Source organism: Roseiconus lacunae (assembly GCF_008312935.1).
GTDB classification, from domain to species: domain Bacteria; phylum Planctomycetota; class Planctomycetia; order Pirellulales; family Pirellulaceae; genus Stieleria; species Stieleria lacunae.
This window is the reverse complement of the sequence record NZ_VSZO01000022.1, coordinates 31,469-50,669: the sequence shown is the minus strand read 5'-3', so window position 1 is coordinate 50,669 and position 19,201 is coordinate 31,469. Positions and strand designations below refer to the sequence as shown.

Annotated in this window: 14 protein-coding genes; 6 read left to right on the top strand and 8 right to left on the bottom strand. The window is 56.3% G+C overall.

What is annotated here, in order from left to right; translation table 11 throughout:
* Nucleotides 1-44: 44 nt before the first annotated feature.
* Both FYC48_RS21485 and FYC48_RS21480 read right to left on the bottom strand, forming a co-directional pair.
* Nucleotides 45-818 carry a hypothetical protein gene (locus FYC48_RS21485; RefSeq protein WP_230779616.1) on the bottom strand — a complete coding sequence of 258 codons (774 nt, stop codon included), beginning with the start codon at nucleotides 816-818 and terminating at the stop codon, nucleotides 45-47.
* 134 nt (nucleotides 819-952) lie between these two features.
* Nucleotides 953-2,230, bottom strand: a complete 1,278-nt coding sequence (locus FYC48_RS21480; RefSeq protein ID WP_149498854.1) for a hypothetical protein — start codon at nucleotides 2,228-2,230, stop codon at nucleotides 953-955.
* Between the two features lie 404 nt (nucleotides 2,231-2,634).
* Here FYC48_RS21480 and FYC48_RS21475 point away from each other — a divergent pair, with 404 nt between their 5' ends.
* A complete protein-coding gene (locus FYC48_RS21475; RefSeq protein WP_149498853.1) occupies nucleotides 2,635-3,666 on the top strand; it encodes a hypothetical protein in 1,032 nt (343 codons plus the stop codon).
* Here the strand turns inward: FYC48_RS21475 and FYC48_RS21470 are convergent.
* From FYC48_RS21470 to FYC48_RS21460, 4 genes are all read right to left on the bottom strand, one after another.
* Nucleotides 3,657-7,379, bottom strand: coding sequence for a family 16 glycoside hydrolase (locus tag FYC48_RS21470; protein WP_160149689.1), 3,723 nt, complete (start codon nucleotides 7,377-7,379; stop codon nucleotides 3,657-3,659). The two genes, FYC48_RS21475 and FYC48_RS21470, sit on opposite strands and share 10 nt — an antisense overlap.
* Nucleotides 7,380-7,558: 179 nt before the next feature.
* A complete protein-coding gene (locus FYC48_RS21465; protein WP_149498851.1) occupies nucleotides 7,559-8,353 on the bottom strand; it encodes a tetratricopeptide repeat protein in 795 nt (264 codons plus the stop codon).
* A 20-nt stretch (nucleotides 8,354-8,373) separates the two neighbouring features.
* On the bottom strand, nucleotides 8,374-8,508 hold the full coding sequence (locus tag FYC48_RS28675; RefSeq protein WP_261345083.1) for a hypothetical protein: 135 nt from the start codon (nucleotides 8,506-8,508) through the stop codon (nucleotides 8,374-8,376).
* A gap of 280 nt (nucleotides 8,509-8,788) precedes the next feature.
* Entirely contained in the window at nucleotides 8,789-9,787 is a 999-nt protein-coding gene (locus tag FYC48_RS21460; protein WP_149498938.1) for a 2-hydroxyacid dehydrogenase, read from the bottom strand.
* Between the two features lie 170 nt (nucleotides 9,788-9,957).
* On the opposite strand from FYC48_RS21460, the gene FYC48_RS21455 reads away from it, so the two are divergent.
* Nucleotides 9,958-11,802, top strand: a complete 1,845-nt coding sequence (locus tag FYC48_RS21455; RefSeq protein WP_160149688.1) for an arylsulfatase — start codon at nucleotides 9,958-9,960, stop codon at nucleotides 11,800-11,802.
* Between the two features lie 365 nt (nucleotides 11,803-12,167).
* Here FYC48_RS21455 and FYC48_RS28670 read toward each other — a convergent pair whose 3' ends face one another.
* Complete coding sequence (locus FYC48_RS28670) at nucleotides 12,168-12,296, bottom strand: hypothetical protein (protein WP_261345082.1); 129 nt, start codon at nucleotides 12,294-12,296, stop codon at nucleotides 12,168-12,170.
* Nucleotides 12,297-12,327: 31 nt separating this feature from the next.
* Here FYC48_RS28670 and FYC48_RS21450 point away from each other — a divergent pair, with 31 nt between their 5' ends.
* From FYC48_RS21450 to FYC48_RS21435, 4 genes are all read left to right on the top strand, one after another.
* Nucleotides 12,328-13,014, top strand: a complete 687-nt coding sequence (locus FYC48_RS21450) for a PEP-CTERM sorting domain-containing protein (RefSeq protein ID WP_149498849.1) — start codon at nucleotides 12,328-12,330, stop codon at nucleotides 13,012-13,014.
* A gap of 31 nt (nucleotides 13,015-13,045) precedes the next feature.
* The gene (locus FYC48_RS21445; protein WP_149498848.1) at nucleotides 13,046-15,901 is read left to right on the top strand and encodes an ABC transporter permease; all 2,856 of its coding nucleotides are present in this window, start codon (nucleotides 13,046-13,048) and stop codon (nucleotides 15,899-15,901) included.
* A complete protein-coding gene (locus FYC48_RS21440) occupies nucleotides 15,898-16,614 on the top strand; it encodes an ABC transporter ATP-binding protein (RefSeq protein ID WP_149498847.1) in 717 nt (238 codons plus the stop codon). Before FYC48_RS21445 ends, FYC48_RS21440 begins: the two co-directional genes overlap by 4 nt.
* A 248-nt stretch (nucleotides 16,615-16,862) precedes the next feature.
* Nucleotides 16,863-17,780 carry a PEP-CTERM sorting domain-containing protein gene (locus FYC48_RS21435; RefSeq protein ID WP_149498846.1) on the top strand — a complete coding sequence of 306 codons (918 nt, stop codon included), beginning with the start codon at nucleotides 16,863-16,865 and terminating at the stop codon, nucleotides 17,778-17,780.
* Between the two features lie 5 nt (nucleotides 17,781-17,785).
* Here FYC48_RS21435 and FYC48_RS21430 read toward each other — a convergent pair whose 3' ends face one another.
* The gene (locus FYC48_RS21430) at nucleotides 17,786-19,090 is read right to left on the bottom strand and encodes a PepSY-associated TM helix domain-containing protein (protein ID WP_149498845.1); all 1,305 of its coding nucleotides are present in this window, start codon (nucleotides 19,088-19,090) and stop codon (nucleotides 17,786-17,788) included.
* Nucleotides 19,091-19,201 lie beyond the last annotated feature (111 nt).

Genomic DNA, 19,201 nt, shown 5'->3' with positions numbered 1-19,201 from the left:
CGTCATGATCAGCGCGGGAGCGTCGTCTGATCGATGTGGGCCGATCAGGGCGCGAGGACGGTTTCTTGGACTGATGTGTCTTGGTAGATCGGAGCCCAAGAGGGATACCCGAAGTAAAACGCTTGTTGCAGTTCGGCGACTCGCGGAGGGCTTTTGGATCCCAGTCGAACGATCGCGATTGGGCGGCCGAGTGAATCGGCGGTTGCCAATGCGTCTTGGTCGAGCGGGATATCGATGGGGCGATCGTCTTGTCGTTCTTTGGCTAGCGGGACGGCCGTTTGTGGATCTTCCAGGTAGATCACGCGAGTCACCAAGTTGCCGTCCAACGCGTTCAGCAGATCGGATTCGCTGAGGTTGATGGGGATCGGAAACAGAGTTTCTTTCCCCGGAGGCGGGTTCAGCTTTCCGATCAATTCAACGGTCGGATAAAGTTCGACGCCGACCGATTGTGGGATGTTCGTTATACGGAACCGGTAGACGGCTCCGACCATCAGGCCAGCCATCAATTCGGATTCTTCTTCGGCGAAGCCGGCGCCCAGGGGCAGCGAAAACTTCGTGCCTTCAGGTCCGGAAAAGGCGACCGGTTGAAAGGTCGACTGTTGCATTTGCGTCGCATGGGGACTGGCCCAGATCGCCCCCGGGGGCAGCATGCGGTGATACAGCGGGTGACCATTGTTGATCGGCAATGGATCGGCGGCGAGCACGTCACTCGTCGAGGCCATCATCATGGCTACCAGGGCTAGACAGGACGAAACAGCCAACAGTCGGAAACTCGTGACGGCGTGTTCCCAGCGTTTGTTGAAGAAGAAGTGTTTCATTGTCTCGCAAAGATTGATCGACTAGCTCGTCTATGTTGCTGCTACATGAAACGACGCCGGTCATCTGATGAGGAGCAGATGCCGACGTCGTCCGTGCCTACGTTGCTTTGAGTCTCAACTCAGCCCGCGTGAGCCTACGGTTGGCAATCGGGATCAACCGATTGACTGGCTCGTTGCATCAGGCCGGGATGATTCGGAACACCCGGATGGATGTTTTGCTCGGTGACTCGGACTCGGCTAACCGGGTTCGGATAGCTGTAGCCGGGCTGGTGACGGACGGTCATCTTGACCTTGTCGACCGGTTGCGGCAGATGCATCGGGGTGCGGTTACGCATCACGTGCTTCTTCAGTCCCGCGGGCGATCCCAATGGGATGTGTGGCGGACCGGGCAATCCGATCGGAGTGCCACTGATCGGCATGCCATACTGAGGTGCGTTGACACCGGAGATCATACCGGGCAATTGCGGCGGAGTTGTCGAGCAGACTCCGCCGTTGGGGCCGCAACCGTCGGTCAAGGCCGGGGCGAACGGCGCCGGCAAGCCAGCGATCGGCGGGGCCATGCCGGTCATACCACCGGCTCCAGCCATTTCGATGTCTTTGTCACCCAAGCGGACGATCGCGAGGATCGAACCACGACGGTCGGCTTCGACGATCGGGTCGATGCCCGGATCAAGCCGTGTGCTGACCAAGGTATCGATACCGGCCAAGGCGGGGCCTTGGAAATCGGGATCGGGCAGGTACAGCACCTTCGTGACGAAGTTACCCGTCAGCACTTGATCGAAATCTTCTTCGTCAAACTGAATTGGGATCGAATTGTGAGCCAGGTAAGCCCCGGTTCGTGGATTCGAAAATGCCAGTTCAATGGTCGGGTAAAGCTCGACGCCTTCGCGACCAGGAATGTTGGTCAGCTTGATTCGGAACAAGCCGCCTTGGGGAAAGTTCTGGCGAGCCGGTGCAATCAATGGCTCGCTGTCAAACATTCCGCCGCCGCTTTGGTCGTAGCGAATCTGCATGCCTTCGGGGCGACCAAAGGTCACCTGAACAGGCTGCATCATTGGCGCCATTTGCATGCCGCCATCAAGGATACCGCCGCCGGCTGGGATGCCGCTGCCGGTATTGCATCCCTGGCATCCGGCAAGGTAGCCGACCTGGGCGATCTCCGAACCTTCCCCGGTCATGTCACCGGGGACATTGCCGGAGCCGTCGTTCTGTGCCAAGGGCATCGCACCTGGTCCAGCAGCTCCCATGGCATAGGGAGGTGGAGTCAGGACGCCGGGGCCGGGGCCACCAACGCCAGGTCCAGGTTCCATCATTTGCTGAGCCGGCGGCAAATTGTGGCGAGTCGGTACGCATCCGGTCGCGACCATCGCACCAGCCGCGACCAGCGACAAGTGAGTGACGAATCGTTTCATCTTTTCCCCCATTCCTTGGGTAGTACCGCGCTCGTCTGCGGCTCGCGGGGCTATTCCCGCCTGGGCTGAAATATCAAAGCTGTTCTTTCGGACCCAATTCCGACTGGACGTGCCAGGCAGATCGCCTTTACGATCCGACCCGACACAGTGCCGAAATTGGCCACGTGATTGGTCAATCGGCACGTTGCGACCTGATTCTTTGGAAAATTCGCCACAACCGGCCCATGAAGATTGATCGCCATGATCGGAAACCGGCCCTCGGTGCGACTTTCAAGTCCTCGTCTTCTGGTGATTGCCGCGTGAAACTCCGCGAAAATGAACGGACCGGTCGACGTCCCCGATGCTTCCTCAACGAGCCCGCCGATTCGGTTTTTGCCGATCGTTTCTCCACCGAACGTCAATCGATGCTTGGACCAACGCGAACGAAACCGCCAAGTTTCACATGTCCGATCCTGGCCGCCGCGGTGATCGCGATGATGCCCTTTTCGGCTTCCGCGATCGCGCAACAAATCTCGCTTGACAACAAATTTGCGATGTCGCCCGTTGACGTTCAAACGGCGGAACCGGTCAACGAAGCCGAAAAAGTCGACCCACAGCTTCAACATCAACGCGCATCAAAAGTCATCGATCAGGTACTCGACCGGCTCGGAAACGGTGCTTCTTTTGATTGCAATGTCCGGCAGAGAATCCGGACGGCCGATCTTGAGATCACCGGCGTGGGAAACTATTTGCAAGTCGGAAACGGCACGGGGCGGTTTATCTTTCGTGTCCAACTTCACGACGGATACGGTAAACATTCGATGCTGCAAATCAGCGATGGCCGTCTGACATGGACGCGTAGCCAGATCGCAGAAGAGGTGTCTTTAAGTCGAGTCGACGTCGGTTGGTTAAACGAAGGCGCGCGGGCACTGCAACGCAACTCGCCGATCAAGCCGAGTATGAAGGTCGGTGGTTTGGGCGAGATGCTCGATAGCCTGCGCGGTCAATATGACCTCAGCCTCGGCACCAGTCAGCTCAATGAGCGCCCGCTGGTCGTGGTCATCGGCACGCTGAAACAAAGTCGACGCGACATCGTACGTACCATGCTGGGCGAACAGCCGTGGCCGGAAACTTATCCGACAAGGATCAACATCGCGATCGCGCAGCATGATGATCCTGAAACGAATTTTGGTAAGGGATTGCCGGTCCGTATCGAACACCTTGGCGAGCGTCCGATCGATGAAGATGACGAACCGGCCCTCAAAGGAGAAACGACACGGTCAACGATGGTGTCGCTATTGGAACTGTATAACATTCGCCCGGTCGATCCGCCGCCCGTGGATCGATTTCGGTTTGATAATCAAAACACCGAAATCGATTTCGTCAACGAGACGGCCCGCTACGAGCAACAGTTTGGCATCCATGTCAGTGCCAAAGAACGCCAACGCTATCGGTAACGGCGATCATTCTTGTTACCCGCCGACATCAAGTACGTCAACAAGTCACGGACTTCGTCGGCGTTCAGTCGATCGAGCAACGCCTCGGGCATCTGAGAGACTTTCGATGGCTCGATGACTTCGACGGTGTCGGCTTCGACCTCGATCGGTTTGGCATCCGGTTCGATCGGATAGACCAAAAGGTCACCGTTGTCTTGTTCGATCACCAGACCGGTGTAAACGTTGCCTTCGTCTGTCAGCACGCGTGACGATCCGTATTGATCCGAAATATGTTTGCTCGGATGCACGATCGCTTCGACCAGATAACGCTCGTCGAACTTGTTCGGAATGCTGGTCAGGTCTGGACCGATGGCACCACCGAGTCCACGTAAACGGTGGCATGAAGCGCACTTTGCGCTGAAGTACAATGACCGACCACGTTCAAAGTTCTTGGCACCACGCAGTGTCGCCAGTGCCGCGTCGACGGTCCACTTTTGTCCGGGACCTTCCGGTTCGGTGATCGGGAAGTCGGGCTTGGGATCAAAATTTTCGCCGGTGATATCACCCAGGGCTTGTCGTTCCTGGTCACTGCATGTGGCCAACGCTTCGTCGCGTAGTCGGGTGAGGTAGCCGGTATAGCTAGCGCCGCCGGATGCTTTCGCCGCTTCGTTTAAAAACGTGAAATACTGCCGGCGAAGATCCAGCGTCCAACCGTTTCGCATCTGCCGTAATTGAAACGCGAAGCCGATCTCGGCCATCGGTGGGGTATTTTCGATCAGGCGATTGATCGGGCCGCCATAACGAGCGTTCCGTGTGGCGAGCTCTGCCCACGCCGGCGGTTCGGTAGGACGACGGTTGACGATCAACTTCATCGCCTTGGGCACAACACTTTCGCTGCGCAAGTAAGTCAATACACGAATCAGTTCGGTGTTCACGTCGTCGCTGTCGGCGGGAAGCAGCGGATCGATTTGTGCGACCACGGCGGCGGATTCTGCTTCGTTCGGTTGACCGAGCAGTTGAAAGATCAACGAATAAGCCCGCAGCAATCCCAACGTTTCACCTTCGTCAAGCGACTTCGGCTGTAAGTCGAGCAAGCCGGCGATCGCTTCTTCGCGGTGAGCGTCCGTTCCGACACGGGCAAGTGCGACGGTGGCGGTAATGCGAGCCTGCCGATTGGATTCACCTGCAACTCGACTGGCCCACTGCTCGGTCGGTTGGCATTCGATGGCGACACGGGCGGCGTGTCGAAGGAAACGATCCTTGCTAGAGAGGTGCGGCCATGCGGCTTCGATCGCAGCCTTGTTTTCCTGACCGTGAAACGCTTCCAGTTGAGACCGCAATGCACGAGCTTGTTGTGATGAAGGATCGACTTGGCTGGGCGGCGCGGTCGATTGATCGCCGACATACCGCACGCGGTAGACACCCGAGTCGGTGCCGCGTCCGCCGATCGCGAAATACATCGCTCCATCGCCGCCAATCGTGACGTCGGTCAAAGGAAGCGGATTGCCAAAGACAAACGGTTCCGCCTCGGCGGTGTAGCCGGCGCCGTGAGGTTTCAAGTGGATCGCGTACATCGTGCCAAAGGTCCAGTCGGCAGCGAAGATTGCGTCACGGTACTGAGTCGGAAACGCGGTGCTCAGGCCCGAAACCACGCCCGTCGGCGAACCGGGACCGATGTCAACGACCGACGGTAAAGAATCTTCATAGTAGGCCGGCCACTTGCCCGAACCACTTCGCCAGCCATAGTCCGCACCGCTGGCAACCAGGCAAATCCGCGTCGGACGATACCATGGCAACCCCAAGTCCCATTCCATGTCGGCATCAAATGTGAACAGGTCGTCGTGACGATTGAGCGCGATGTCGTATTCGTTTCGAAACCCAATCGTCTGAATCGTTTGAGTTTTTTTGTCGATGTCCAGTCGTGTGACCCAGCCCCCGGGGGCTTTCAAGCCACGGGCATGTCCGCCGGAATCCCACATGCGCGGCAACAACAGGCCTTCATACCAAGTCGGCACCCGACTTTCACTGCCTTCGGCGATCGGCGCATGATTTCCACCGACGACAAACAATGACTTTCCGTCCGGGGTCGTCAGAATCGCATGGTTTCCATGCTCGCCACCGCCGGTGCCGCCGGGGTATTGCTCGGAAGCATCCAGTTTTCCGTCGCCATCGGTGTCACTTAGCCGATACAAGTGTCCGCCGTTTCGATGAAACCACAAACTGTCGAATGCCCAGTGCAAGCCTTGGGCGCCGGATAAATCTGCAATCGGTCCGTCGGAAATCGATTCGACCAGCGGTGTTTGGCCGTCACGTAGCGTCAAGCGAAACAGCCCTTGCCCGCCTTGATCGCACGCATATAAGCGGCCTTGCGGATCGGTCGCAAGCGAGACCCAACTGCCTTGATCGCGAGGGACTTGGTAAACCTGTTCGACGACAAACCCCGGTGGGGCGAAGATGCCGTTCGGATCGATCAGTCGCGAACCCGACGAACCACCCGCCACGCCGGGCAGGCCCCAAGGCTCTCGCCCGAGTTCGCCGACCGAGTTTGCGACAATCCATTGTGAATCATCAAAGGATTCCTGGTGCCAGTCTTTCGCTGGGCTTTCGCTAATTTTCCAACTCGCGTCGGTGTCGATGAAGGAGACATCGGAGGTGGTTTGGACTCGCAAGCTGGCGACCAGCGCCGCAATGCCTCCGGCGTTTTCGCCTTCGATCGCGATCGTGTTTTGCCCTCCGCGTAGCGCGTCCTTTACCGACCGAAACAACGGACGCTCCCAGTTATCGCTCGACGCGATACGTTTGCCGTTGATCCAAAGCTGCATCTTGTTGTCACAAGACACATACAAGTCAGCTTTCTCGATCGATCCTTCGATGGCGAATGACTTTCGAAACGCAACTTTATGACCGTCTTTGGGACGGGCCGCCCAGATCCAATTGGGTTTAGGATTTTTCTTTAGCCAGACCGACGGCTCGGAGGCCGTTTCCGCATCGTCACCCGACTGATTGATTGTCGAATCGGTTGCTTTCACGACTGTATCGATCAGCGATTGCCCTTCGGCCTGATCCAGCGGACGGTACAGCAGGCTGCGGAATTCAACCTTCATGGCCGGGCCGCGGTGCAGTTGTAATCCGAGCAAGCCTTTTTGTCTGGCGTCGGGATGATTGTCCGTCACATCCACGGTGGTGACGCCGTTGATCTGATGAATCATGCGGTTCCCGACCGCGACGATCCGCAGCTCATTCCAAGCGGCGGTGTCCACGTTTTTGAGCGGCGAAAGTGCACTGGCAGATTTTGTTTCATCGCCGCCGATCACGATGCGGTTGCCACCTTGGGCGATGATCCCACGGCCTGTTTTTTCGCCGTACATCATGCCCATGTAGTCAAGCCGAGGGTGTAAGTCGGCTTGGTAACCTCTCAGGGCCAGTGAACCGGGGGCGACGAGTTCGCTTCGGTACTGAACACCAGAATTGTTGCCTTCGAATCGGACGAGACACTTCAGTTCGAAATCCCCGACCTCGCCACCTTGCCAGATCAAGAATGTGTTGGCCGGAATCGGCGCGTCATCAGTGGTCTGCCCGACGATCACGCCGCTTTCGACAGACCACAACTCAGAGTCTCCTTTCCAGTTTGATAGGTCTTTGCCGTTAAATAGAATGGAGTAACGAGGTTCATCGGCGGACCCAACCACGGCGGTTAGCAGCGGAAGGGCGAGCAATAGTATTCGGCGAATCATCAACATGCTGGGGGGTAGCTATCGCGGGAAGTGTGGGGAGCTTTGACTCGTTGGCTAATGCCAGGGACAAAGTTTACTCCAATCGTTTCCCAACCGCCTGCCCTGGTTTTCAAAACACCAGGCTAGACGACTCGCCAGACGATCGCTTTGACAGTTACCTCACCATAAGACATGGTGTCTCAGTTGAAAAACAATACCGAGTGACCTTCGTTGCTCATTTGCGATGATGGATTCGCAGCTGACACGAGGGCTTGAAGACGCTCCGCACAGCGTTTGGCGATCGCCACCTCACCGAAATCAAAGTACAGATTGGCAATCCTTTTTAAGCAACTCGTGCAAGTCACTCGATCGAGTTCCGCAGGAACCACCGATCGCAGGATTGTCAGCGCGCTATTCGGTTGGCCAAGTCGAATCAGTAGGGATGCTAACCCAACCCGATAGTGAACGTTGCGTGGTTCCAAGTCGATTGCTCGTCGCAACAACGCTTCAATCGTGCTGGCAGCATGCCCACATTGTCGCGCGTAATAGCTCATCCGAAAATGAACTTCAGCCGACTCGGGATTCAGTGCCCCGGCATTCCGGCACGCCTCCATCGCCAGTCGAGGTTGGTCGAGGGCCTCGAACCCAACCGCGATCCGCAACATCTGGTCAGATGTCTCGGCATGTCCGGTCGCGATGCCCATCAACAAGTCCCGCGAAAGGGCTGACCGCCCGTTCGCGCCATATCCGATCGCCAATTCGATTTGGGTCGGCGTGTCCAGCGGTCGGATCAACGCGGCTTCTTCGAGCGAGGAGATGCCTTCTTCTGTCGCGTTAACTGCTAGTAGCGACAGTCCTAACAAGACTAACGCTTCAAAGCTCTCGTCGTCGCGGGCCAACACGTACTGGCAAAGTTGTATCGTTCGGCTGTAGCAACCGACCGAGTACTCGGCTGCGGCGGATTGAAGATCCCGCTGCGGATAGTGACGGTGCATAAGGAATCGGAGATAGCGGTTCAGACGGAACGTGAGTTGTGTCGCCAGAGCGTCCGGCGTCGAACGTGTCGGGTGATCGGTACCAGGATCGTTGTCGCTATGGCGGGAACACCGATCACGAGGGCGTGCAGCCAAACCAAATCGATGTGTGACATCGCGATGCCTCCGGGGTTGGGGGGCGACTGTTCTGGTGCTATTTGGGCGGTGACGGCATGACCGATATTTCGGCGACAAACCATCTTCGAACCTCGCCGGATCACGCCTTCTGTCGGGCATGATGGCTGACCACGGTGCGGGGGGGCCCGGTGCCGCCGCGATCTCCTGGCAGTGTTCAAATGTTTGTGGTATTGAGAATCAATATCATCAAGGTATCGGCTTCTAGCCCGCTCGTCAAGTAATTCTCCGATCGGGTAGGTCGACCGATGTTGCGAAGGGCTAGCGACGGTATTGATTGACCGAGACGATGTTCTTTTCCGGGATTTCGCCGGTTTCAAAATCGCTGACATTGTTGAGCGTCGTTTTCGCGATTGCGCTGAGCGCTTCTTCGGTAAAGAACGCTTGGTGGCCGGTGATGACAACGTTGGGGAACGTCGTTAGCCGCATGAACTGGTCGTCTTGGATGATGTCGCCCGAAAGGTTTTCGAAGAATAGGTCGGCTTCCTCTTCATAGACGTCCAGACCTAGGTAACCGATGTCCCCACGTTTCAGTCCGTCAATGACGGCTTGCGTTTCCACCAACGCCCCACGGCTTGTGTTGATCAGCATCACGCCTCGTTGCATTTGGGCGATGCTTTCAGCGTCGATCAGGTGAAACGTTTCCGGGGTGAGCGGGCAGTGGAGCGTGATGATGTCACTGGATGAGAACAGCGTTGGCAGATCAACGTATTGAAAATCGGCGTCATCGCTGGGGAACGGATCATAAGCGATGACGTGACAGCCGAATCCTTGCAAAATCTTGATTGTTGCTTGACCGATCACGCCGGTGCCCACCACGCCGACGGTGCGACCACGCATGTCAAAACCCAGCAAACCTTCGAGAGAAAAGTTGGCTTCACGGACGCGGTTGTGTGCCCGGTGAATTTTGCGATTGAGCGTCAACATGAGAGCGACGGTGTGTTCGGCGACCGCATGCGGCGAATAGGCAGGAACCCTCGCAACGGTCAGGTTTCGTTCGTCCGCTTTTTCCAGGTCGACGTGGTTAAAGCCCGCGCTACGCAACGTGATCAATCGCACGCCGAGATCAGCAAGGATTTGAAGGTTTTCGCCCGAGGCTTCGTCGTTGACGAACAGACACACGGCATCATGACCACTCGCCAACGCCGCGGTTTCGCCGGTCAATCGGGTCTCCAAAAACGTCAGCTCGTGGCGTCCCTCGTTAGCGGATTCGAGGAATTCTTTGTCGTAACTTTTAGTGCTAAACACGGCGACGCGCATGTCGATATCTCCTGAACCAGATCGTTCTTCACCCAACCAATGGATCCTACTGCTTAGGATAGGGGCACCGTCCGGCGAACGTGAGTTACCGGCGCGCCCCCGAGTCGATGGTTCGCTGTCGGCTTCGCAACGATCATCGCCGGAATCCCGTCTCTCGTTTGGCCTCCATCATGTTTCACCTGAACAACGTTTTAATTCAGTCGTCGATTGCGAGGTCAACCGCCGCTCAGATCGTCTTGATGTTGATGGCCGGAACACTTGTCGCGGAAACATCGACCGAGAACCCGCGTCCGAATATTGTTTTCATCATGACCGATGACCAGGGCTATTGGGACACCGGCGCGACCGGAAATGCGGACATCGATACCGTGCACATCGATCGCCTTGCCAAACAAGGAACGCAGCTCCGGCGGTATTATGCGGCGCCGGTGTGTGCACCCACGCGAGCCGGCATCATGACCGGACGCTACTACTTGCGAACCGGTTTGTACAACACACGGCTCGGCGGCGATTCGATGGGCTTAGGTGAAATCACGCTGCCTCAATTGTTGCAACAGGCGGGCTATCGAACGGGGCTGTTCGGGAAATGGCATCTCGGTAAATACCCCGACTACCAGCCACAAAATCGAGGTTTCGACGAGTTCTTTGGACACTATCACGGTCACCTGGAACGCTATCACTTTCCCGATCAGGTTTATCACAACGGCACACCGGTCGAGGCGCGAGGTTACGTCACGAATCTCTTCACCGACGCGGCGATCGACTTTATCGAAGCGACGCGGCAGCAGGGAATTCAGCCGTTCTTTTGTGCCTTGATGTACAACGCGCCGCATTCCCCGTTCCTGCTCGAGACCTCTCATTACCAGCAACCCGAAGGCGACAAGCTGTTGTCGAAGTACCTCGCGCGCGGGTTGGCGATGCGGGAAGCAAGGATCTACGCGTTGATCGAACGCGTGGACGACAACCTTGGCCGACTGCTGGCATCGATCGAACAGCAGGGGATCGAACGCGAAACCATCGTCGTCTTTACCAGCGACAACGGTGGTGTTAGCAAGCACTTCAAAGCAGGCTTGAACGGTAACAAGGCGAGTGTTTACGAAGGTGGTGTGCGGCCGCCATGTTTTGTTCGTTGGCCCGGAAAGATCCATGCCGGTCGTGCCGTCGACGCGCTGACCTCGCACGTGGATTGGTTGCCGACTTTTTGTGAACTCGCCGGGGTCGAACCGCCCGGTGATCGGCCGATTGATGGAAAGAGCATGGTCAAACTGTTGACCGAAAATTCAGCTACCCAGCATCATCGGTTTGTCTATCACACTTGGGATCGGTACCACCCCAACCCCGATTCACGCTGGGCGATTTCCGACGGCACGTGGAAGTTGCTCGCCCAGGTTCGGACCGGTGCAAAAGCGACTCGCAGCCAGTGGAGACTGTTCAACGTCGACGATGATCCTGGCGAAACGAGCAATCTAGCCAAACGCTACCCCGATCAGGTCGATCGATTGCGAACCGAATTCGTTCGCTGGTTCGACGACGTGACCGAAGGCCAGCAGTACCGGCCAATCGCCATACCGATTGACGATCAAGCGATTCGAATCGGTCCCAGTTGGGGCGAAATCGAAGGCGCTAACATCGAATCCATTTTCGACGGATACGACTGGGACACGATCGAGGGCTGGAGCCAGCCCGGCGAACGCGTGCGTTTTCGAGTCGAAGTCAAAACACCAGGACGCTACCAGGTCAAACTCGGTTACGGATGCAAGCCAACCGATGCCGGCGGCAAGCTTTTGATCATCGCGGGGCAGCAAACGCCACAGCCGCAATCTCTGGAGCACACGGTCCGGCAGACCGCGACGGCGGATCAATTCGGAATTTTCGACGTCGGTTCAATTCAACTGAACGCCGACGTGACCGCAATCGACATCGTCGTGAAAGAATGCGAAGGCACCGAGTTGATGCGGCTCAACCACCTGACGCTTGTTCCGATCGCTTCGGAACGTGTTCTGAATTTGCCCTGAACGCCTCAAATTCGCGACTACTCCGGGGAAAGTTCATTCCTATCGAAGAAACTGCAGCGATGTCGTTAGCCAAGAAGTTTGCCCGTCATCTCACGGACAAACCGTAGCATCACGACGGTTCTGTCGCTCTGCCAGGCAGCCCTGTCCAGTCATTCGCGCGACACGGGGCACTTCCAAAGGTGGGTGATTCAACGCTGTTGAAGTCTTTGCGATGAAATCGATGCAACGCCACTGCAGTTTGTCAGTGCGGTCAGTCTGTGCATCGAAAACGTATCTGTGCTAGTGGTGCCGGATTGGTCTGACATTTGCGTTGGTGCGCGAAGCCGGCTCGGTCTTCGCAACCGGTCGGGGAATTACTCGGAGAATTACTTCTCGACGTGGCATTCAATCTTGGCGATTTTTTCGCCGTCTGCGATGGAGAAACCGCCATCTCGGGTCAGCCAACCTTTCGAAAGCGAATTCGAACAAACATCTTTGAAATAATTTACATCCATTGAAAAGTTGGAGTTTCTCGTGCATCACCTTATGCGTTCTGTCTTTGTCGCCACTTGTTTTTGTCTATTCGGTGGCTCCAATACCCATGCGGCGATTGTCACGATCCAAGGAATCGCCGATCCAGATACGGCTTATTATGAACGGGGATCCGACGCGTTCTTTCGCATGGACTTAGTCGACCCTCCACCGCGCGAGACGCAGCAGCGATTTCATTCCATTGCTGACCCTAGCGTGACGTTTGGAAGCCTCGCCTTTGATGGTTTCCCAAATGATGAACGGTTTCGCTTTGGGACACTGACTTACGATGACAGTTCGGTTATCGGGGGCAACGGCATGGCACAAATCACCGATGTCAATCTTGGCATCACCGCCGACCCGCTCAATCCTAGCTACATTAATTTCGGTCGTTGGACCGATGTGGTCACGACGATCGATGCGTTTTCGGGGACAATCAGTTTCATTGGGGGGGCGGTGTCTAGCATCGACCTGACCACCACAGGCAGTCTGTTTATCCCGACCACAGGCGTGGAGGCAACGGGAGGCTTTAACATTTCCGGCGATCGTTTCGATGGCAACTTCGTGTCCACCGTCGGATTTGGAAGTCCCGTCGAGTATGACTTGCAAGGCACGATCACTGCGATACCCGAACCTTCATCAATTGCCCTGCTCGGAGTTCTGGGTTGTGTTTCCATGATGCGATCTCAAAGGAAGCAGTAACAAGCCTTTCGACAGATTGGATTCACAAGAGATGCGTACTCCGATGGGGTTGATGCCTACCGGTGCGGTCACGGTTCTATTGCGAGCCAGCGTGCGTTCCCATCGAGGGCGGCTGCTCGCAAGTGCTATCGCGATTTCTTTCGCAGCTAGCATTCTGCTTTCTGCTTTAGTGGGGCGACGATCGCTACTTGATCAAGCGCCGCGAACCGCAGATGCGCTGCTGGGGCGTCTCGAATTGCATCTGGCTGCGACCGACTCAGTTCATCCGTACATCGACAGAGCTTTGGTAGAGGCGATGCGCGCCGATATTCGGGTGGCTGAGTTGCATACGGCAATGACTGTCCGAGCGGTTGACATGCCGGGATTGGAGTCTGGCGGTTTGGATCGCGAGAGTTTCAACAGCATGGAACGCGGCGGGATGGGTGGATGGATATCCGGTCGCCGAGACGCGTATCTCGCCTGGGACGACGGTGGCCCCAAGGGAGAACTTTCGTCTGGAAGTTGGCCTGCATCTGATGGAGTGGACCCGATCGAGATCGTTGTGCGGGAGGGATATGCGTTAGGACTGACGCTCGACAGTTGGCGTCGTCTCGAAAGTGACGCAGGGGTGTTCCGTGGGCACGTGGTTGGGGTCGCCAAATCGGTGGACTCTCCGACCTATTCCCATCCCGAAGTGCGATTCATGTATCGTCAAATTAGTCGCGCGGCGGCGGAGAGACTTGCCGGTCGAAAATTGCCGCCTTCGGACGCTCGCCTCACCTTTGGCAGTGTCGCTGATCGGGATTCTTTCAAATCGAATTGGGCTGCGCGGGTCTCTCAGTTGCCGGGGCACATTGAGATTTGGGACAACGCCGATATTCAACGTGCCAATCGCGAAACATCGGGCGCTGCCGCTTCGCGAACCGCCGTTTATACGGCTTTACTGTTGTCGGCGTCGTTCGTCGTTTTTATTGCTGTCGGCGTGCAGGGGACGTCTGTGCGTGAGCGGACGGCTCAACTATCGCTACTGCGTGCTCTGGGGGCTACTCGCGGAACTCTAGCAAGCGTCGTCTTTGCCGAAGCTGGGCTGCTTTCCGTAGCGGGATTGACCGGAGCGGTTGCCATCTGTTGGGGCTTATTGGCACTGGTTAATTCCTACCTTCCATTTTTAAAACTTGGCGCCGAGCCGGACTTGCTTAGTGTTTTCCAAACGGGCGGCGTGGTCTTTGCAAGCGCCTTGATCGGAAGTGCCAGGCCGGCACTCGTTGCGAGCTATACGAGTTCGGTCAGGGGAACGGCGAGCGACTCTGATCCGAGAACCAATCTTCGTCTCGCGAGTAAGTTGGCTTCCTTTGCGATCGGAATCGGATTGATCTCGTTTGTCGCGATTTCGATGACTCCCGCGGGGACTCTTGATCGGGCACGAGCTGCCGCATGGGCCGGGATACCCACACTTGTAATCGCCGCGGTGCTCGTGACACCACTGGTGATTTGGCTGGTTTGCCGAGTGTTTGTCGTGCCGATCGCTTGGCTGACCCGTATGCCTCCCCTTGTCCTTTCCAACCAAGTTTCCGGTGATGGTTCTCGAAGCGCAGGTGCGGTGTTGTCGATTTCCGTCGGCATAGGTGCCTTCTTGTGGTTGATGTGCTGGGGGGCGTCCATGCTTCATTCATTTATGATTGATCCAGCGATTCCCCGGTGGTTCGTTTCAATCCATCCTTTCGGGTTGGATCAAGACGAGACCGAACAGATACTCGCCGCATCAGAGTTCCAAGGGTTTCAACCGCTGACATTATTCGATACCCGGATTCGGAGCGAAGACGAATCCACGGTGCCGACACTCGTCATGGGGATCGATTCGGAACGACTGCAAGACGAAGTGACCGAATTACCGATTCGTCTGATCGACGGCGACCATTCGAAGTCAATTTCGGACTTGATCGATCGCCATCATTGTTTGCTGAGTGATTGGTATGCCAGGAGCGCTGACGTGAAGGTCGGCGATATGATCACCATTGATGTTCCCGACATCGACGGTCCCACATCGCGCCGGTACACCGTCGCGGCGATCGTCGAAATGAGTGGCTGGCGAATGATGACGAAACTCAACAAAGTCCGTTTGCGTGGCGACAAACATCAGGCGATGGTCGTCCTGGATGCCGAGACGGTTCGCGGTGATTTCCCCGTCGCCTATGCGAACTACTTACTGGGTTCGCCCAAGCCCGACTCCGAGGGATCGATCTCACGCTACCGCAGTGACCTTCCAAAGGCTGAAGCCCATCAATTGGCCTCGCGCCAGCGCGAAGCGGTGGAATCGGCTCTGTCGAAGAGGATCGATCTACATCGCCCCATCATGTACCAACCCGATGGTGGGACTGCCGTTCGACTGACACAGCGAATCGTTCAAGTCGACGACCTTGATCGCACACGTTCTGAATTGATGGGTGATTGGGGGGCGGGAGTTGCGAAACGCATGGGATGGGGGCCATTGATGGTTCTGTTGCTGAGTCTGATCGCCGTTAGCGCAACGCTCCAGGAATCGCTTCGCGCCCACGCGTTTGAAATTGGAGTATTACGAAGCTGCGGACTCACTCGATTTGGACTGTTGCGGCTGGTATTGGGCGAAAGCCTGCTGATCGGAATCGCCGCGGTGGTGATTGCATCGTTGGTAGGTGTCACGGGGGCTTTCATCCTGTTGGAAGTGAGCAGCATTGTGGGGTTCCGCTTAGACTTCGCCGGAATTCGTCCTTCATTTTTCGTCCCCTGGCAGTGGCTGTGGCCCGGGTGGGTAATGACGATTTTTGTTTGTGTTTTCACAGCATTAATCGCTGGCTGGCGGATCAGCCGGCGAACACCGGCAGGCCTGATGTCGGGAAAGCTCAACTTGAAGATCAAGGACATCGCATGACCACGAATACAGACAGCGAATCTCCGGTGATTGTGGCCACCGCGTTGCACAAGAGATACGGCCGTGGCGATGCGTTCGTTGAAGCGATTAGCGGGGTGGATTTGACGGCGAGCTCGGAAGAGTTTATCGCCGTGATGGGTACTTCGGGGTCTGGGAAGTCGACGCTGTTGCAGTTGCTCGGTGGTCTAGAGCGGGCGGATTCGGGAAGCATCCATTTTGAAGGAAACGACATCTGTCGCATGTCTGATTCGGCCATCGTTTCACTTCGTCGTCAATCGATGGGCGTGGTCTTTCAAGCCTACAACCTGATGCCGACCTTGGATGCCGTCGACAACGTCGCGTTGCCCTTGCTATTGGCAGGCATGGGCCGGCGCACGGCAGTTCCGATTGCACGGGATTGCTTAAATGATGTGGGAATGTCGCATCGAATGGGAAGTAGACCGGCTCAGCTTTCTGGCGGAGAGCAGCAGCGTGTCGCCTTGGCACGCGCGTTGGTGAATCAACCCAAGCTCATCCTGGCCGATGAACCGACCGGTAGTCTTGACCGAAAAAACACACATGCTGTTTGTGAGCTTCTTTGCGACGTCGCAAGTACCGCCGGACGGTCGACAGTTGTTGTCACGCACGATCCCGCTGTCGCCGACTATGCGGACCGAGTCCTGACCTTGGAAGACGGTCAGATCGCCGAACGCATGCCCGTGGGGCAGACATAGATGGCGCGGTCAAAAAAACATCAGCGGTGGTGAAACTTCCGCCGTCACTAGAAACGGGACCCAGTTCACGTAGACTTCCTTCTTGCCAGAAAAAACAAGCCAGTGCTTCGTCAAGAGATGAAATTAGGACTAGCCGAACGGCGTTAGTCACGGGTTCGTTGCAATACCCGGAGCTAACGCCCGTCGGCTAATGAGTCGAACCCAAACATTGGGTCTCGACGGAGCACTCGTCCAATAAGGTCCCCGCCATGTGTCGATATATTCCTATCGTTTGCTGTGTCATCCTATTCGGTGTCAATGTCGATGTGGGTAGCCATTCGCTATCGGCGGCGGAAACGTTTACCCTGCAGTTACGCGCTGACGGCGACAGCCGCTGGTTTGATTTCCGAGCCCACACGTTCGCAGAGTTAAGTGCTCCCGCGTATGAGCAGCGTGACGGAACGACTGGAGAGTTGATCGAAGACTGGGCGCCTCGACGTGACGGTATGTACTCCCTGGCGGACGAAGGTGTCGCGTCCCATCCGGCTGGTGACCCGCAGGCCGGTCAAACGGACCTTAGCCAGTTTGACTCTGCAACGTTTTCTCCATCTGCGTACGCAGAACAAACGGGCCGATACGACGAAGAAACCGGGGATGTTTTTCTTGCCGGTGATGATGGCTCAGAGACCACGTTCTCCAACAGCTATTCCGTCGAGTATGACGATTCGAGCCTGATCGGCAGTGGAATGGAGGTTGCCGGAATCGTTGGGTTTCAATTGGATTTCGTGAATGATGTTGCGGACGATGATCCAATCTTCGGCTACATCAGCGGTCCATACGTCTCGACCGCTTCGAATGCTTGGGGATCGGTCACGCTACTCGATGGCCAGGTCATGTCGATCGATGGTGGCGCCGACGTCAACTTTAACTACAACGTTTTTGGTTTGGCAGATGAACTCAACTACGATGGCACCATCGCATTCTCTGGCGATCAATGGAATCTAAATGTTGTTGACGAAGATGATCTGAACGGCTTTGGACTCTACGGCTTGGGATGGGATGTTCATGGCAACGTAAGCAACGTATCAGCCATCCCGGAACCCTCGTCGCTCGCCTTCCTGGTGGGACTGGCAAGTTCGGTAATGTTTCGCCGCCGACGAAGCCGATTTGTATCATTCATCGATTGACCTGATCAACCCTTGGAATCAGGAATGATTGGCCTCTGACGAAAGCGTTGAATCAAGGAATCGATGATCGTGATTGCAATCATCGAAATGCCCACGACGGGAAGGCTAATGCCCAACACAATCACGGCGCCGGTCACCCACCACGGTCGATTGATTGCGGGACGATTCGGAGCACCAGAAGCCCCCGGTTTTCGACGGGTCCACCACATTGCGATCCCAAGAAACGGTAGGGCCACCAAAATCAGCGAAGCAATCAACCAAAGTATCTTCGTCGGCAGACCTCCGATCGTGCCAATGTGCAGCGGATAAGCGATTTGCGTGTAAACGGCCATCGGCGGCAAGCTCGATAAAGAATGATCGCTCAGCACATCACCGCTTGCTCGGTCGAGGATCACGAGGCGCGTCGATTGTGCACCGTACTTGTGACCTGCGGTGATCTTGATCGAGTCGGTTTCGGTACGCGCAAAGTCGACTGACATGCGGCCGGTCGGGATTTCAAGTTTCCGGGCGATCTTCAAGATCCGATCGGCATCCAAGTGATCGCGATCGGGCGAGCTTACCGATTGAGGTGGTGATAACGCAGCATCATACTGCCCCGTAACAAACGCAGTCGCGTGAAAGCTGCTGCCCCAGACAATCGAAAACAAAAGCCCGGTGAGCGAGATCAATACGATCAAGATTCCTGCCCAGACGCCACCAACGCTATGCAAGTCACGCAGTTGAACATAGCGTTTTGCGCGAAGTCGAGGCCAAAAGACTCCGCTCGCCTGTTTCCATGACCGAGGCCACCAGATTACGATCCCCATCAAGACCACGACGATCGTCCAGCCAGTCGTCAGTTCAACCAAGACACGTCCGATGGTCCCGAGCATTAGCCGCCGGTGCAAATCGAGAACGAAATCAAAAAAGTGATTGGATGGAATCTCGCCCATCAACCGGCCGTCGGCCGGATCGAAGTGACGGCGTACCAGATCGTGTTTGCCATCGTCGCTCATCGCCAAAACCGCGGGCGCACGACCAGATCCCGTTTCGATCTCCATTCCGTAGGCGGAATACTGGTCACCCAGCGACTCCATGACTTGGTCGACCACGGGTTGAACCGCGATCGAAGTCCCAGAGGGCGTCATCAATTCGGTTTCCGCCGCGACTTGGTCAGCGTACCACCAAATCTCAAGCTCGGACTTGAAGATGTAGATCGCCCCGGTCACTGCTAGCACAACCAAGACCGGACTAGCGACAAGCCCGATCCAGAAATGCCATGCCCAAAACCAACGTTTCAAACGGGCGTCCAAATGCCGATTCTTAACCATCGTTTGTCACCGGTCGTTAATCGCGAAAATCAACTTGAGACTCTTTAACGACGACCAACCCAAGTCGATGTTGCTTCTCGCGGTTTATAATTCAGCCGCCTATTCTCTTTT